The following is a 16,123-nucleotide window of genomic DNA, read 5'->3' as shown; positions in this document are numbered from 1 at the left end:
CGCAAGATTTTCGTTTACATATTTATGAGGTCTAATAATATACACAAAGCAACCATTCGGGAAGCCCCTCATGACGATCTGGACACCGCAGGACGACGGCTTTGCCGATCTCAGCAGCCACGACACCTTTGCCAATGGCGCGCCGCACAACACCTTTGCCCGGCTGCGCCGCGACGATCCCCTGCACTGGACGGACTATGCGGGCGGTGAAAACTACTGGTCCGTCACCCGCTATGAAGACATCACCGCGATGAACAAGAACACCGAGGTGTTTTCCTCGGCGCGCGGTATCCGGATGGAGGATCAGTCCTACGAGGAATACCTCGCCCGCCGCACCTTTCAGGAGACTGATCCGCCGGAGCATTCCAAGGTGCGCATGAAGCTGATCAAGGCCTTCTCCAAGACCACCATGGCGCAATACGAAGAGGATATTCGCACGCTTTGTGCCGAGATCCTGGATCAGGCGCTGGCGAAGGGCACATTTGACGCCACCAAGGAAATTGCCCGGCAATTGCCAATGAGGATGCTGGGGCGCGTGGTGGGCCTGCCGGAGGAAGACCTGCCCTGGCTGGTGGAAAAGGGCGATGCGCTGATTGCCAATACGGACCCGGATTTCACCACCCATGTTCTTGACAAGATGGACACGGATGAATTCCGGATGATGCCCTTCAACTCCCCCGCCGGGGCAGAGCTTTATGTCTATGCCAAGGAGCTGATGGAGGCGAAGGCGAAGAAGGGCGACACCTCTGGCGTTTTGAACCTGATCCTGGAACCGGCCAAGGATGGATCCACCATCACCGAGACCGAGTTCCGCAATTTCTTCTGCCTGCTTGTTGCAGCGGGCAACGATACCACGCGCTATTCCATCGCCGCTGGCATTCAGGCCATGTGCCATCAGCCCGAGCTGCTCGCGCAGATGCAGGCGGGCGGCGCGGTGTGGGAGACGGCGGCGGATGAGATCATCCGCTGGGCCACGCCCGCGCTTTACTTCCGCCGCACCGCGACCCGCGACGTTGAGATGCACGGCAAGACGATCCGCGCAGGCGACAAGGTGCTCTACTGGTTCATCTCGGCCAACCGGGACGAAAGCTATTTCGGTGATCCCTTCCGAGTCGACCTGATGCGCAGCCCCAACCGGCATGTGTCCTTTGGGCAGTTCGGCCCGCATGTCTGTCTTGGCATGTGGTTGGCCCGGCTGGAGGTCACGGTGCTGTTTCAGGAACTGGCCAAGCGGATTTCGCATATCGAGGCGGCGGGGCCGCATAAATTCCTGCGCTCCAACTTTGTCGGCGGCATCAAGGAATTGCCGGTGCGGGTTAAGGCGGCATAGGCTGGGATAAACCTTTGGTCCGGGGCAAAGGCCCGGACAGCGCCCGACCTCCCGCACGGGAGGGCGCTTACGCACCCACCCGAGGTCGGCCGCTGTCCTCTGGTGATTGGGTGAAATGATATGGGCATAACGGCACGCAAAAGATGCCGCAGCCCGTCCAACAGGAAGGACCTTGAGCTATGAAGACCCGCCTGCGCGCGATGTTCTGCGATCACCTCAGCATCATGCGGGGAAAATACCTCCCCAATTCCAAGATCGGTGACGATGCCACGCGGTTCTGCCGCTCGGTCTTTGGCACCCATTACGACAAGGACCTGCTGGATGCGCCCGGATCGCTGGTCAAACAGGGCTTGCCGGATATGGAGCTGAAATGGCTGCACGATGATATCCGCGACAGCTGGCATGCCTCGACCAAGGTGGTGCTGGGCGATCTCTACGACGATGCGGGGGAGCCGCTCTCCCTTTGCCCACGCGGGGCGCTGAAACGGGCAGTGGCGGCCTGGTCCGCCAAGGGGCTGCAGCCGAAAGTGGGGATCGAGCTTGAAGCCTTTGCCCTGCAGGCCGATGAGAACGGCCGCCTGATGCCATACGATGCGCCGGGTGGCGTGGTCTATGGCACCGGCCCTTTTGCTGACCCCCTGCGGTTCAACGACCGGATCTGGGCGATGGCGGATGAGATGGGCTTTAGCCTTGATATGATCACCGCTGAATTCGACAGCCCCCAGTTCGAATACACGCTGACCTTTGATGATGCGGTGAAGGCAGTGGACGATATCGTGCTGTTCCGCCTGATGGCGCGGGAGATCGCGCTGGAATACGGCATCGTGCTGACCTTCATGCCCAAACCCATCGCCGAGGCGGGCGGATCGGGCATGCATATCAACTATTCCTTCGTGGACGAGGCGGGCGGCAATGCTCTGTCCTCCGGCCCACGCGGCGGGCCCGAGCACATGAACGATCTGGCGCGCGGTTGCCTTGCTGGTGTGCTGCACCACCACAAGGGACTGGCCGGTCTGATTGCACCGACCGCCAACAGCTATATGCGGCTGCAGCCCGGCAGCTTGTCGGGGTACTGGCAGAACTGGGGCGGCGATCACCGCAACGTCACCACAAGGATCAGCTCCGAAGGCGGCGCCAAGGCGCGGCTGGAACACCGGATGGCCGATGCCTCGGCCAATCCCTACACGGCGGTGGCGGCGGTGCTGCAGGCGTCTCTCTTGGGGGTCGAGAAGGGTTACTCCCTGCCGCCGATGGAAACCGGCGACGGTTTTGACCGCACCGATGCGCGCGAAGGCACGGCGATCGACCTGAAAGGCGCGGTCAATGATCTGGAGCGCGACACGGTTCTGGCAAAGGCAGTCGGGGAGGAACTGGTGGCAAACCACGTCTTCATGAAACGCAAGGAAGTGCGCAAGACCCGCGATCTGGAAGGCGACGGGATGCGCGATTTCTATGTGCATTTTGTCTGATTGCGGCAGGCGGGACCGAGTGGGGGAGAGATGACAGTGAAAGTGACCTGGAAACTGCCGGATGGCACAGAGATCACCGGCGCAGCGGAAAACGGGCAGAACCTGATGCAGGCCGCGCTGGCTCATGATGTGCCGGGGATCATCGGTGAATGCGGCGGCACACTCAGCTGCGCCACCTGCCATGTCTATGTGGATCCGGCCTGGTCCGACAAGTGCGGTGCGCCCGAGGATTTCGAGGACGCGATGCTGGATATGGCCGAGGAACGGCGCGACAGCTCCCGCCTCAGCTGCCAGATCGAGGCGCATCCAGATCTGGACGGGCTGGTGCTGATCGTGCCCGAAGAGTAACGCGCCCGGCGAAACAGCGGTGCCCGGCGCGGCTGCTCTTGTTTTTGGTCCGGGCGCTGCGCAGGCTGCGCCAGACCAACAACGGGACGAGGGCAAGCGCGTGGCGGAGACGGGGCAGAGGGCAGACGATTTGGAATTGCAGCCCGATGTCGTGGCGGCCAATTGTCTTGGCGTTCTGGTGCCGCAATCACGCTTCCTCAATGAAAAGCGCATCGCACGGATCAACGCGGCCCGCTATGAGAGGCAGGAGATTGCCGGTGCGCTGCATGTGATCGAAAAGGGCGACCGGGTGCTGGAAATCGGCGCCGGGATCGGCGTCGTCGGTGGCGTGATGGCGCGCCACAGTGGGGCAGAGCGTATTCTATCGTTCGAGGCCAACCCGCAGCTGATCCCGGTGGCTCGCGCGCTTTATGCGATGAACGGGCTGGAAGAACGGATCGAGGTGCGCAACGAAGTGCTGGTGGCGGCGCCCGATGCGCCGGAGGCGATGGAATTCCATGTGCGCAGCAGCTACCTCGGCTCTTCCCTGCTGAACCCGGAGGGACGTCCGTCGGACCTGGTCCGGGTGCCGACGCGGTCCTTTGCCGAGGTTTGTGCCGAACTGCAGCCCAATGTTCTGATCATGGATATTGAGGGAGGCGAGCTGGAACTGCTGCGCCACATGGATCTGTCGGGTTTCCGGGGCGTGGTGCTGGAATTTCACCCAGAGGCCTATGGCATCGGCGGCATGCGGGAATGCAAGAATGTGCTACGGGATGCCGGATTTACCCGCATCGCGGAGAAGTCGACCCGTATCGTCTGGACCTGTCTGCGGATGGAGGCAAAGGTCGAGGGCGATGGGGCCTCTGTAGCGGAAACCACCTGAATTCTCGAAATAAAGTGCTCTGGCTGTACCCCGGTGCCGCGCCGCGTCAGCGGCGCCACCGAGAGGCGCGGTCCCGAAGCGGAGGCTTCGGGACCGCCATGGTATCTGGTGGCCTGTGCCGGGCCATTGGCCCGGCACAGGCGCCCGCGCACGAATGCAGAGCAGAGCGCAGATCAGCTGGCGGCAGCAAGGCCCGCATCAAGGGCCGAAAGGATGGTGCTGACATCGGCGGCCTCCAGCACCAGCGGCGGCGACAGGATGATATTTGGACCAGAGACCCGCACCATGGCGCCCGATTGATAGGCAACCTCCTGCACCATGCCGATGGTCTTCTTGTCGATCGGGGTCTTGCTGACGTGATCGCCAACCAGTTCCAGCGCGCACATCAGCCCGTGGCCACCACGCACATCACCGATGAGCCTGTATTTGTCCTTCAGCGCCAGAAGACCCTCGTGCAGTTCCGTTCCGCGCGCTGCGGCGTTTTCCGGCACGTTCAGACGCTTGGTTTCCGCAAGACACGCCAGCGCCGCCGCCGCCCCCACCGGGTGGCCGGAGTAGGTGTAACCGTGGCCAATGGCCGCCTTGCCGCTCTCGTCGCTTTCAAAGACGTCGGCCACCGCATCGGCGATCATCACCGCGCCAAAGGGGAAATACCCATTGGTGATCGCCTTGGCGGTGCACATCAGGTCGGGCTGCACCCCCCAGTGACGCGATCCGGTCCAGGATCCCGTGCGGCCAAAGGCGGTGATCACCTCATCCGCGATCAAGAGGATCCCGTGTTTCGAGCAGATCTGCCGCACGCCGGGCATGAAGCTTTCATGCGGCGGGATCACCCCGCCGGCGCCCAGTATCGGCTCCATGATGAAGGCGGCGATGGTGCCCGCGCCCTGAAAGGCGATCTCATCCTCTAGCGCCTGCAGGCAGAGCTGCGCCAGACGCTCAGGATCGCTCTCATTGAAGGGGTTGCGATAGGTATAGGGCGCCGGAATGTGATGGCAGCCGGGCAAAAGCGGTTCGTACTGGGTGCGGAAATTCGCGTTTCCGTTGACCGAGGCGCCGCCCATATGGGTGCCGTGATAGCCCTTCTTGAGGCTGAGGAACTTGGTGCGCCCCTCCTGCCCGCGGATCTTGTGGTATTGGCGCGCCAGCCGCAGGGCGGTTTCCACCGAATCCGAACCGCCTGAGGTGAAGAACGCGCGGCTGAGGCCATCGGGCGCGAAAAAGTCCTTCAGTTCTTCAGCGAGCTGGATCACCTGATCATTGGTGGTGCCCCGGAAGGTGGAATAATAGGGCAGCACGTCCAGTTGCGCGGCGATGGCATCCTTCACCGGCTGGCAGGAGAACCCGAGGTTCACGTTCCAGAGGCCCCCGACCGCATCCACGACCTCGTGCCCGTCAACATCGGTGATCGAAACGCCCCGGGCGCCGGTCACGATGGTGGGGGGATTGGCAAGGCTGTCGGCCGGATGCGCCATCGGGTGCCAGAGTGATTTGGCGTTATGTTCTTTGAGGAAATTGGAATCTTTCATGGAACGAGCTCCTGATTGCGGGGCCATCCGGCGGCGCCGGTGGGGGAAAGGCGGAAAAACGGGATCATATGCGGCATCATGCGGCGGCCTCTTGGGGGTAGTCGGCCGGGGCGGCGCCGCCGATACGATGGGTCAGGGTCTGACCGGCGCGGTGCAGGGCGGCGGGGATCAGAACGGCTTGTTCCGGCGTCATGCGGGACACCGGCGCGGCCACGGCAAGGGCGCCGATCACCTGACGGTCGGCGCCAAAGACCGGCACCGCATGGGAATGTACTTCGGCTTCGAAGCCGCCGACGGATTGCGCCATGCCGCTGCGGCGGACCTCTTCCAGCTGGCGGCGGATCGCCTCTGGATCGGTGACGGTGGCGGCGGTGTGGCTGTGCAGCGGCCCGGACAGAACCGCATCGACGAACTCGGGATCGGCATAGGCCAGCACGGCCAGGCCGGAGGCGGTGCCGTGATAGGTCAGCACCTCGGCGTCCTCCATCATCACGCGGGTGGCGTGGCGCGGGGAATAGGCGTGGCTGAGCGAGTTGAGGTGGGTGCCCTGCACCAGCGACAGATGGGTGGTTTCCCCGGTTTCCTCGCTCAGATCCTTCAGCACCCGGCGCGAGACGGACAGGATCGGAACCGCGGCTTCGCGTAGGGCGGCGAGGCGCAGAACCTGCGGACCCAGCCGGTAGGACCGGTCGCCATCGGCCTGTTCGACAAAGCCTGATTCCTGCATTTCACCCATCAGCCGATAAACAGTCGCCTTGTTCATGCCTGACAGGCGCGTGAGATCGCTGAGGCCGATCTCGGTGCGGCCATGATTGAAATATGTCAGCAATGACAAGGCTTTGGAGACTGTACCCATGTGGTTCGGCGATCCCGTAAGTGCTGTGTGATCAGGCAAAGTCCAGGAATTTCCGCCTCTGCCTTTCAAATTTGTTGACAGATAACCGGGGAGGCTGTCAATCTAAATTCAAACCAACGGTTCGAATAATGAACCAACATGACCCAACAGAGTCCAACTGACAGCAACCGGGAGACTTGCAATGAAACTGACCACCATCGTCAAAGGCGCAGCGGCGGCCACCGCCCTTGGCCTCAGCGCCGTTGCGGCGCAGGCCGAGTATCCGGAAAAGCCGGTGAACTTCATCGTGCCTTGGCCTCCGGGCGATCTGGAAGACGTGCTGACCCGGATGATTGCCGAGGATTTCCAGAACGAATACGGCGTTGCGGCGGCGGTGGTGAACAAGCCCGGTGGCGGTGGTGGACCCTTCCCCGGTGCGATCGAGGTCGCCAATGCGCCCGCTGATGGTTACACCATCGGCTCCTTCGTGATCGGCGTGCCGGTTGTTGGCCACCAGATCGACATCCCGCCGCTGACCCCGGCCAAGTTCGACCCGCTGGGCATCTTCCTGACCTATCCCTTCGTGATCGCCACCTCGGGCGATGCGCCCTATTCCTCGATGGAGGAACTGGCAGCATACGCCAAGGAAAACGACGTGGCGCTGGGCCATTTCGGCGACGTGCTGACCCCGACCCAAGTGACCAAGGCCTTTGCTAAGAACGCCGGTTTCGAATGGGGCTCTGACGCGGCCTTTGACGCGCTGGATTGCAACACCCTGGCCTCGGGCGATGCGGATGTGATCAACACCACGCTGCAGCTGATCCTGCCCTGCCTTGATGACGTGAAGGTGCTGGTCTCGATCACCGATGAACGCATTCCGCTGGTGCCCGATGCGCCTGCGATCGGCGAGCTGGACGACAGCCTCAACATCGCGCTGTGGAATGGTCTCTTCGTGACCAAGGACACGCCGCAGGACGTGCGCGACAAGATCATCGCGGTGGCCGAGAAAACCGTGATGAGCGAACGCGCCCAGAACGTGGCCAAGGAAACCGGCGCGCTGATCTACTGGCAGAACGCCGAGGACAGCGCTGCCCGTGTTGCCGCTGACATCGACACAATGGCGCGGATCGGTTCGATCCTCGAATAACCCACCCTCCCGGATCGGGGCGCCTCGCGGGCGCCCCGGACCCTTGTTTCCTGCGCGACAGAAGTTCCCCTCCATGACGACAGAACGCGAACGCCGTTTCCCCGGACCCCGGCGCGGACAGCTGGTTTTTGCCCTAGGGTTTCTTGGGCTCTCCGTGCTGCTGCTGGTGCTGATTGGTGATCAGACCGCTTGGGTGAAAAAGACCAAACTCTTTGCCCAGCCCCGGTTCTGGCCCGGCGTGGCCCTGGGCGGCATGGTTCTGATGGGGGGCTTGCATCTCTACCGGCTGCCCTGGCGGCGCACGACGCGTTTCGACCTGAACGAGGCCCGGCGCTGGGGGCAGGCGGTGGAATACGTCGCCTGGTTCATGGCCTACGTGCTGCTGGTGCCGCTTGTGGGTTATCTGCCGGTGACGCTGGTCTTCGTGCCGCTGCTGACCTGGCGCATGGGCTATCGCAGTCGCCTGATGCTGTGGACCAGCGCTGGTTTCGCCCTTGCCGTGGTGCTGGTGTTCAAGGGGCTGTTATCGGTGAAGATCCCCGGCGCGCTGCTCTATGAATATCTGCCGGGGTCCCTGCGCAGTTTTGCCATCCTCTACCTCTAGGCCTTCAGTTTAACGGGATCCCCGATGGACCTTATTCTTTCTGCAATCGAGATCCTGATGCGCTGGGACGTGGCGCTGGCGCTGCTGGCCGGGTCGGTGGGCGGCGTGCTGATCGGTGCCATCCCCGGCGTCGGTCCGGCGGTGGCGATTGCCATCCTGCTGCCCGCGACATTCTCGATGGATCCCATCGTGGGGCTGACCGTGCTGCTCGGCATCTACGGCTCCTCCATGTACGGTGGTGCCATTCCGGCGATCCTGATCAACACGCCCGGCACGGCGGTCAATGCGCTGACCACCTATGACGGCTACCCGATGACCGCGCGGGGCGAGCCCCGCCGTGCGCTCAGCCTTGCCTATTCTGCAAGTTTCTTTGGCGGTGTCTTCTCGGTCATCTGTCTGATCCTGTTCGCGCCGGTGCTGGCCAAGGTCGCGCCGATGTTCGGCAGTCGCGAGATCTTCCTCGCCGCGCTGCTGGGCCTCTTGCTGGTGGTGGTGGCCCATCGCGGGCAGGCGCTGATCGCAGGGGCGCTCGCTTGCTTTGGCATTTTCCTCAACACCATCGGCATGGAGCCGGTGAAATACACCCAGCGATACACCTTCGAGCAGGATTTCCTGGGCGGTGGCATCAACCTGATCGTCGTGGTTCTTGGGCTGTTTGCGATCTCTCAGGCTTTTGTGCTGCTGACGGATGAGGACGAGAAGATCCGTCTGACACGCCTGCGCGGCGGCATGTTCCAGGGCCTGCGAGAGCTGTGGCGCCATCCCCGTGTCGCGTCTGTTTCTGCCGGGTTTGGTGTTCTCATGGGGATGATCCCTGGCGTCGGCGAATTCACTGCGCAATTCATGTCCTACACCTATGCGCAGAAGACCTCGAAACGGCCGCAGGATTTCGGGCGCGGGTCGTCGGAAGGGCTGATCGCTGCCGAGACCGCCAATAACGCCGTGCCCGCCGCCGCCATGGTGCCGCTTCTGGCGCTGGGCATTCCGGGCGAGGCGCTAACGGCGATGATGCTGAGCGTCTTTTACGTCCATAACGTGGTGCCGGGGCCGGGGCTGTTCCAAAACGACATGGATTTCGTGGTGGCGCTCTATCTCGCACTCTTGATCCTCAACGTCTTGGTGCTGATCTTCCTGCTGTTTGCGACCCGCAGCCTGATCCAGGTGGTCAGGATCCCCAATCGCTTCCTTGGCGTCTGTATCCTGACGCTCAGCTTTGTCGGGGTCTATTCCCTGCGCAACTCTGCCACCGACTGTGTGATGGCGGCGGCATTTGGTCTGGTGGGCTATGTGTTGAAGCGCCTGTCGCTGCCTGCGGTGCCGATCATCCTTGGCATGGTTCTGGGCGGCATCATGGAGGTGAAGCTGCGCGCGGCCATGGCGCGGGTCAAAACCCCCTTTGATTTCATCGACCGCCCGGTGGCGTTCATCCTGTTTTCCATCATCATACTGGTCCTTGTGATGCATACCGTCCGCATTCTGCGCGACCGCAAGGAGCTGAAGGAGGCCGAATGGCAGACCAAAACCTCATCAACGAACTTCGGCGGGCTGATGTGGCGCCGCAAAAACTCTTTCTTGAAGGATCGTGGCAAGCAGGTTCGGGCACGCCATGCGAAGTTACTTCGCCGATTGACGGATCTGTTCTGACCACGCTTGAAGGCGCGTCAGCGGCGGATGTGGAGCGTGCGGTGGCTGCTGCCCGCGCCGCGTTTGAGGATGGCCGCTGGTCACGTCTGGCGCCTGCTACCCGCAAGAAGGTGCTGCATAAGATCGCTGACCGGATCGAGGCGGAGGCGCTACCCCTTGCCGTTCTGGGTGTGCGCGACAATGGCACCGAAATGGGCATGGCGCTGAAGGCCGAGCCGGGATCGGCGGCGGGCACCTTCCGTTATTATGCGGAGGCGCTGGACAAGGTCGCGGGAGAGGTCGCTCCCACCGCCCCCGATGTGCTGGGGCTGGTGCAGCGCGCGCCAGTGGGCGTTGTCGGCGCCATCGTGCCGTGGAATTTCCCGCTGATGATTGGCGCCTGGAAACTGGCGCCTGCACTGGCAATGGGCAATTCGGTGGTCTTGAAACCCGCCGAGACCGCCTCGCTGTCGCTGTTGCGTCTGGCCGAGATCTGCACCGAATGCGGCCTGCCGGATGGGGTGCTGAACGTGGTCACCGGCGCGGGCGCGGAAACCGGCGCGGCGCTGGCCGAATCCATGGGCGTCGATGTGCTGGCCTTTACCGGATCGGGCGGCACCGGACGCAAACTGCTGGAGGCCTCGGCGCGCTCCAACCTCAAACGCTGCTATCTGGAGCTGGGCGGCAAATCCCCCAATATCGTCTTTGCCGATGCCCCCGATCTGCGCCACGCGGCCAAGGTTTCGGCGGCGGGGATCTTTCGCAATTCGGGTCAGGTCTGCGTGGCTGGGTCGCGCCTTCTGGTCGAAGCCTCGGTGCATGATGAATTCGTTGCCATGCTGATCAACGAGGCCGAGGCGCTGCGGGTGGGAGACCCGCTGGATCTGGGCAATCACATCGGTGCGGTCAATTCCGAGGACCAGCTGCGGCGAAATCTGTCTTTCATGGATATGGCCCGCGCCGAGGGCGGTCAGGTGGTGACCGGCGGCAACCGGATTCTGCAGGAGAGCGGCGGCACCTATATGGCGCCCACCATCGTGACCCACGTTGCACGGGACCATGCCCTGTTCCAGCGCGAGGTCTTTGGCCCGGTGCTGTCAGTAACCAGGTTCGAAACCGAGGAACAGGCGCTGGCGCTGGCCAATGGCACCGATTTCGGCCTTGCCGCCGGGGTCTGGACCGCAAACCTGTCCCGTGCCCATCGCATGGTCGCGGGCATCCGCGCGGGGGTGGTCCATGTGAACACCTATGGCGGCGCAGATAATACGGTGCCGTTGGGCGGGGTCGGGCAGTCCGGCAATGGCCACGACAAATCGCTGCATGCGCTCGACAAATACGTCGATCTGAAAACCGCCTGGATCCAGCTTTAACCGGAGGCAATGACAAGATGCCCGATAAAACCATTCTGATCGCCGGGACCTATGACACCAAGGATGCCGAGCTGGCCTACCTGGCGGATGTGATCCGGGTGCAGGGCGGCGGTGTCCTGACCATGGATGTGAGCGTCTTGGGCGATCCGAGCCAGCCCACCGACATCAGCAAGCATCAGGTGGCCGAGGCAGGCGGCAGCTCCATCCAGGCCGCCATCGACAGCGGCGATGAAAACACCGCCATGCAGATCATGGCGAGAGGCTCCGCAGCCAAGGCGCTGGAGCTCTATCGTGCCGGTTCCATCGACGGGGTGATCGTGCTGGGCGGCACCATGGGCACCGATCTGGCGCTGGACCTTTGCGCGGCGCTGCCGCTGGGGGTGCCGAAATATATCGTTTCCACCGTGTCCTTTTCACCGCTGATGCCGCCGGAGCGTATCCCGGCCGATGTCCAGATGATCCTCTGGGCCGGGGGGCTTTATGGTCTGAACTCGGTCTGCAAAGCTTCGCTGAGCCAGGCGGCCGGCGCGGTTCTGGGCGCGGCCCGTGCGGTGGAGCCGCCAAAGCGGGAGCGGCCACTGATCGGCATGACCTCCTTTGGCAAGACGGTGCTGCGCTATATGGTGACGCTGAAACCGGCGCTGGAGGACCGCGGCTATGAGGTGGCCGTCTTCCACGCCACTGGCATGGGCGGGCGGGCGTTTGAAAGCCTCGCCAGCGAAGGCGCCTTTGCCGCGGTGATGGATTTCGCCCCGCAGGAGGTGACCAACCACCTGTTCGGCGGTCTGTCGGCAGGCGCGGACCGGATGACCAATGCAGGCGCTTCGGGCACCCCGCAGCTGGTGGCGCCGGGCTGTTATGATCTGGTGGATTTTGTCGGCTGGCAAGAGACCCCGCCGCAGCTGCAGGGGCGGCCCAGCCATGCCCACAACCGGCTGCTGACCTCGGCGGTTCTGGACGCCGACGAGCGCCGCCTTGTCGCCCGCACCATCAATGACAAGCTGCAAGGTGCCACCGCCCCGGTCGCGGTGCTGCTGCCCGAGCAGGGCTGCAACGAATGGGACCGCCCCGGCGGCGATCTGCACGATGCCGAGGGGTTGTCGGCCTTTTGCGATGAAATGCGCGCGGCCTGCCCGGGCAATGCGACGCTGCACGCGCTGGACTGCCATATCAACGACGCAGCCTTCGCTGAGAAGGCGCTTGAGATCTTCGACGGTTGGGTGGCTGAGGGACTGATTCCGCAAGGATAGACGTCTGCGCGCCTGCCGGATCACCAAATCTTGAAAGTGCAACAAGGGCGCCCGCGACAGTGGGCGCCCTTGTTGCGCGTTAGGGTGAATAGAATAGGTGTTCGGTGTTTTGCTGCCGAAAATACTTCCTGCGCGCAATGATATTACTTGCCAGGCGAAGGGACGCGGCCTAGGGTGCTGTCAAATTAATGGAACAATGTTCCACATAGTGGAATATGGGTTGACAGTCAGACCGCTGGCCTGAATTCTGCGGCTCCGCAGATGACGCCGGGTTCTGGCAAGGGCGGCAAAGACCGGCCTTGGCGCGCGGAGGAGGGCGTGGCTAGATCCCGACAGGAACAGGGGGCGTGTGCAAAAGGCCAGAGGCCCGCAGCCCCGCCAAGGAGAGGAAAATACGGATGACGGATGCCATTGGATATGAACGCGTTGGGGATATTGCGGTCCTCAAGGCGCAGAACCCGCCGGTAAATGCGCTGGGCCTGGACGTGCGCCAGGGCCTGGTGGACGGGATCGAGCGGGCCGAATCGGAAGGCGCCAAGGCGGTGCTGATCTACGGTGACGGTCGCACCTATTTCGCCGGCGCCGATATCCGCGAATTCGGCAAGCCGCCGCAGGGGCCGTTTCTGCCCGATGTCTGCACCCGCATCGAATCGTCGCCGCTCTTGGTGATTTCGGCGCTGCATGGCACCGCACTGGGCGGCGGTCTGGAAATCGCGCTTGGCTCGCACTATCGCATTGCCGTGCCTTCCGCGCGTATCGGTCTGCCGGAAGTGCTGATCGGCGTGATGCCGGGCGCCGGCGGCACCCAGCGTCTGCCGCGCCTCATCGGTATTGACGCCTCGGTTGACGTGATCACCTCGGGCCGTCAGGTCGGCGCCAAGGAAGCTTTGAGCCTCGGCATTCTGGACCGCGTCGAAGAAGGCGAGCCACGCGAGATCGGCCTTGCCTATGCGCAGGAGCTGCTGGATCAGGGCGCCCCGCGCCGCGCCATCAGCGAAATGCCCGCGCCCGAATCCGTCGATTTCGATGCGCTTTATGACTCTGTGCTGAAAAAAGGCCGCGGCCTTCTGGCGCCTGCGGTTGCGATCCGCGGCATTCAGGCCTGCTGCGAGCTGCCCTTTGACGAGGGCATGAAGCGTGAGCGGGAACTCTTCATGGAGCTGATGAGCACCGATCAGCGGCAGGGCATGATCCACGCCTTCTTCTCGGAACGCGCAGTCAGCAAGCTGCCGGAACTAAAAGGCGTTGAACCGCGCGCGCTGAACAGCCTCGGCGTTATCGGTGGCGGCACCATGGGGGCAGGTATCGCCACGGCGGCGCTGCTGGCCGGTCTGCCTGTCGTAATGCTGGAGATGACCGCCGAGGCCGCCGAAGCCGCCAAGGGCCGCATTTCGGGCAACCTACAGGGCGCGCTGAAGCGCGGCAAGATCAGCCAGGAGAAGTTCGACCATCTGACGGGTGAGGCGCTGACACTCGCCACCGATTATGACGCGCTGAGCGATGTCGATCTGGTGATCGAGGCCGTCTTCGAAGAAATGGGCGTCAAGAAAGAGGTCTTTGGCAAGCTGGATGCCGTCTGCAAGAAGGGCGCGATCCTGGCCTCCAACACCTCCTACCTGGATGTGAACGAAATCGCCGCCAGCACCTCGCGCCCCGAGGATGTCATCGGGTTGCACTTCTTCTCTCCGGCGCATGTGATGAAACTCTTGGAGATCGTCGTTGCCGACAAGACGGCGCTGGATGTGGTTGCCACGGGTTTCGAACTGGGCAAGCGGCTCAAGAAAATCTCGGTCCGCGCCGGGGTCTGCGATGGTTTCATCGGCAACCGGATCCTGGCGACCTATCGCAAGGCGGCCGATCACATGGTGCTGGACGGTGCCTCTCCCTATCAGATCGACAAGGCGCTGACCGATTTCGGTTTCGCGATGGGACCCTTCGCGGTGGCGGATCTGGCGGGGCTCGACATCGGCTGGGCCGTGCGCAAGCGCAAGCGCGCCGAGGGCATGGACCCGCGCGAGCGTGACAGCAGCTACATGGACAAGATCTGTGAGGCGGGCAACTTTGGCCAGAAGACTGGCAAGGGCTATTACGTCTACGAGGCAGGCAAACGCGGCGGCACCCCGAACCCCGAGGTGACCGAGTTGATCGAGGCAGAACGCGCCGAGAAGGGCATCACCCCGAAAGAGTTCACCGATGAGGAGATCGTGACCCGCTACATGGCGGCCATGGTCAATGAGGCCGCCAAGGTGGTGGGCGAAGGTATCGCGCGCCGTCCGCTGGACGTCGATATGACGCTGCTCTTCGGCTACGGCTTCCCGCGCTATCGTGGCGGGCCGCTGAAATGGGCCGACATGCAGGGGCTGGATACGCTTCTGGCGAACATCAAATCCTACGCCGAAGAAGACGATTATTTCTGGCAGCCCGCGCCGCTGCTGGAGCAGTTGGTTGCCGAGGGGCGCACATTCGACGATCTGAACAAGGAAAACAGCTGATATGAAAGAAGTCGTTATCGTCTCTGCCGCCCGTACCGGGCTGGCCAAATCCTTTAGGGGATCCTTTAACATGACCCACGGCGCCACCATGGGCGGTGCCGCGGTCGAGGCCGCGATGGCCCGCGCCGGGATCGAAGGCGCCGAGATCGAGGATTGCATCATGGGCTGCGGCGCTCCCGAAGGGGAAACCGGCGCCAATATCGCCCGCCAGATTGCTCTGCGCGCCGGGCTGCCGGTCACCGCATCGGGCATGACCGTGAACCGCTTCTGCTCCTCCGGTCTGCAGACCATCGCCTTGGCGGCGCAGCAGATCATCTGCGAAGGCGCAGGCCCGATGGTGGCAGGCGGGGTGGAAAGCATCTCGATGGTGCAGCCGAAACTGCGCCCCGTGCAGGAAGCCTGGCTGAAAGAGCACAAGCCCGCCGTCTATATGACCATGATCGAAACCGCCGATATCGTTGCCGATCGCTATGGCATCAGCCGCGAAGATCAGGACGCCTATGGTCTGCGCAGCCAGCAGCGTATCGCTGCGGCGCAGGAAGCCGGTCTGTTCAAGGATGAGATCATTCCCGTCTCCACCACCATGGCGGTGAAGGACAAGGAAACCGGTGAGATCTCGATGAAGGACGTTGTCGTGGACCGCGACGAATGCAACCGTCCCTCGACCACGCTCGACGGTCTCGCTGGTCTGGCGCCGGTGCGCGGCGACGGCAACTTCATCACCGCAGGCAACGCCAGCCAATTGTCCGATGGCGCCGCTGCCGTGGTGCTGATGGAAGCCAAGGAGGCCGAGAAGCGTGGGCTTGAGGCTATGGGCGCCTTCAAAGGCTTCTGCGTTGCAGGCTGCGAGCCGGACGAGATGGGCATCGGCCCGGTCTTTGCCGTGCCGCGGCTGCTGGAACGCCACGGGCTGACGGTGGATGACATCGATATCTGGGAGCTGAACGAAGCCTTCGCGAGCCAGGCGCTCTACTGCCGCGACCGTTTGGGTATCGATGACGAGAAATGCAACGTCAACGGCGGCTCAATCGCCATCGGTCACCCCTTTGGCATGACCGGCGCCCGTATGACCGGCCACATCCTGCGCGAAGGCAAGCGCCGCGGCGCCAAGCTGGGCGTCGTCACCATGTGTGTCGGCGGCGGCATGGGCGCAGCGGGCCTGTTCGAAATCTACTGAACCGCAATCAAAGACCACGCGGCACCCGGCGGGCAGTCATCGCCCGCCGGATGTCGCCCGGCCCGATTGGATCGTGCCAAAGGG

Annotated in this window: 13 protein-coding genes; 11 read left to right on the top strand and 2 right to left on the bottom strand. The window is 63.1% G+C overall.

From position 1 onward, the window contains the following. Positions 1-70 precede the first annotated feature (70 nt). The 4 genes from SM766_RS06295 (at position 71) to SM766_RS06280 (ending at position 4,012) form a co-directional block, all read left to right on the top strand. Positions 71-1,330: a cytochrome P450 gene (locus tag SM766_RS06295; protein ID WP_368947259.1), complete on the top strand. Its 1,260-nt coding sequence runs from the start codon at positions 71-73 to the stop codon at positions 1,328-1,330. A 179-nt stretch (positions 1,331-1,509) separates the two neighbouring features. Beyond that, on the top strand, positions 1,510-2,799 hold the full coding sequence (locus tag SM766_RS06290) for a type I glutamate--ammonia ligase (RefSeq protein ID WP_368947258.1): 1,290 nt from the start codon (positions 1,510-1,512) through the stop codon (positions 2,797-2,799). A 30-nt stretch (positions 2,800-2,829) separates the two neighbouring features. Further along, complete coding sequence (locus SM766_RS06285; protein ID WP_347508644.1) at positions 2,830-3,147, top strand: 2Fe-2S iron-sulfur cluster-binding protein; 318 nt, start codon at positions 2,830-2,832, stop codon at positions 3,145-3,147. A 130-nt stretch (positions 3,148-3,277) separates the two neighbouring features. Continuing rightward, entirely contained in the window at positions 3,278-4,012 is a 735-nt protein-coding gene (locus SM766_RS06280; RefSeq protein ID WP_368947257.1) for an FkbM family methyltransferase, read from the top strand. A gap of 173 nt (positions 4,013-4,185) precedes the next feature. Here the strand turns inward: SM766_RS06280 and SM766_RS06275 are convergent, their stop codons facing one another. After that, positions 4,186-5,541: an aspartate aminotransferase family protein gene (locus tag SM766_RS06275; RefSeq protein ID WP_368947256.1), complete on the bottom strand. Its 1,356-nt coding sequence runs from the start codon at positions 5,539-5,541 to the stop codon at positions 4,186-4,188. A gap of 76 nt (positions 5,542-5,617) precedes the next feature. Then, positions 5,618-6,397 carry an IclR family transcriptional regulator gene (locus SM766_RS06270; RefSeq protein WP_368947255.1) on the bottom strand — a complete coding sequence of 260 codons (780 nt, stop codon included), beginning with the start codon at positions 6,395-6,397 and terminating at the stop codon, positions 5,618-5,620. Positions 6,398-6,578: 181 nt separating this feature from the next. On the opposite strand from SM766_RS06270, the gene SM766_RS06265 reads away from it, so the two are divergent. From SM766_RS06265 to SM766_RS06235, 7 genes are all read left to right on the top strand, one after another. Next, the gene (locus SM766_RS06265) at positions 6,579-7,523 is read left to right on the top strand and encodes a tripartite tricarboxylate transporter substrate binding protein (protein ID WP_065272570.1); all 945 of its coding nucleotides are present in this window, start codon (positions 6,579-6,581) and stop codon (positions 7,521-7,523) included. Positions 7,524-7,596: 73 nt separating this feature from the next. Then, positions 7,597-8,127, top strand: coding sequence for a tripartite tricarboxylate transporter TctB family protein (locus SM766_RS06260; RefSeq protein WP_274831390.1), 531 nt, complete (start codon positions 7,597-7,599; stop codon positions 8,125-8,127). A gap of 24 nt (positions 8,128-8,151) precedes the next feature. Then, positions 8,152-9,771 (top strand): tripartite tricarboxylate transporter permease, encoded by a 1,620-nt coding sequence (locus SM766_RS06255; RefSeq protein ID WP_368947254.1) that lies wholly within the window; start codon positions 8,152-8,154, stop codon positions 9,769-9,771. Beyond that, positions 9,678-11,120: an aldehyde dehydrogenase family protein gene (locus tag SM766_RS06250; RefSeq protein WP_368947356.1), complete on the top strand. Its 1,443-nt coding sequence runs from the start codon at positions 9,678-9,680 to the stop codon at positions 11,118-11,120. Before SM766_RS06255 ends, SM766_RS06250 begins: the two co-directional genes overlap by 94 nt. 17 nt (positions 11,121-11,137) lie before the next feature. After that, the gene (locus SM766_RS06245; RefSeq protein ID WP_368947253.1) at positions 11,138-12,370 is read left to right on the top strand and encodes a Tm-1-like ATP-binding domain-containing protein; all 1,233 of its coding nucleotides are present in this window, start codon (positions 11,138-11,140) and stop codon (positions 12,368-12,370) included. Positions 12,371-12,768: 398 nt separating this feature from the next. Continuing rightward, the gene (locus tag SM766_RS06240) at positions 12,769-14,862 is read left to right on the top strand and encodes a 3-hydroxyacyl-CoA dehydrogenase NAD-binding domain-containing protein (protein ID WP_368947252.1); all 2,094 of its coding nucleotides are present in this window, start codon (positions 12,769-12,771) and stop codon (positions 14,860-14,862) included. Between the two features lies 1 nt (position 14,863). Next, positions 14,864-16,039: an acetyl-CoA C-acyltransferase gene (locus tag SM766_RS06235; protein WP_274834584.1), complete on the top strand. Its 1,176-nt coding sequence runs from the start codon at positions 14,864-14,866 to the stop codon at positions 16,037-16,039. Positions 16,040-16,123 lie beyond the last annotated feature (84 nt).

The organism is Pseudophaeobacter sp. A-200-2, assembly GCF_041008815.1.
Taxonomy (GTDB): Bacteria; Pseudomonadota; Alphaproteobacteria; order Rhodobacterales; family Rhodobacteraceae; genus Phycobacter; species Phycobacter gallaeciensis_A.
This window is presented reverse-complemented; position numbering and strand designations above follow the sequence as displayed.

Coding starts and splice junctions, on each gene's coding strand:
- SM766_RS06245 (WP_368947253.1), top strand. CDS start 11,138: ATGCCCGATAAAACCATTCTGATCGCCGGGACCTATGACACCAAGGAT.
- SM766_RS06235 (WP_274834584.1), top strand. CDS start 14,864: ATGAAAGAAGTCGTTATCGTCTCTGCCGCCCGTACCGGGCTGGCCAAA.
- SM766_RS06275 (WP_368947256.1), bottom strand. CDS start 5,541: ATGAAAGATTCCAATTTCCTCAAAGAACATAACGCCAAATCACTCTGG.
- SM766_RS06260 (WP_274831390.1), top strand. CDS start 7,597: ATGACGACAGAACGCGAACGCCGTTTCCCCGGACCCCGGCGCGGACAG.
- SM766_RS06265 (WP_065272570.1), top strand. CDS start 6,579: ATGAAACTGACCACCATCGTCAAAGGCGCAGCGGCGGCCACCGCCCTT.
- SM766_RS06295 (WP_368947259.1), top strand. CDS start 71: ATGACGATCTGGACACCGCAGGACGACGGCTTTGCCGATCTCAGCAGC.
- SM766_RS06255 (WP_368947254.1), top strand. CDS start 8,152: ATGGACCTTATTCTTTCTGCAATCGAGATCCTGATGCGCTGGGACGTG.
- SM766_RS06285 (WP_347508644.1), top strand. CDS start 2,830: ATGACAGTGAAAGTGACCTGGAAACTGCCGGATGGCACAGAGATCACC.
- SM766_RS06290 (WP_368947258.1), top strand. CDS start 1,510: ATGAAGACCCGCCTGCGCGCGATGTTCTGCGATCACCTCAGCATCATG.
- SM766_RS06240 (WP_368947252.1), top strand. CDS start 12,769: ATGACGGATGCCATTGGATATGAACGCGTTGGGGATATTGCGGTCCTC.
- SM766_RS06270 (WP_368947255.1), bottom strand. CDS start 6,397: ATGGGTACAGTCTCCAAAGCCTTGTCATTGCTGACATATTTCAATCAT.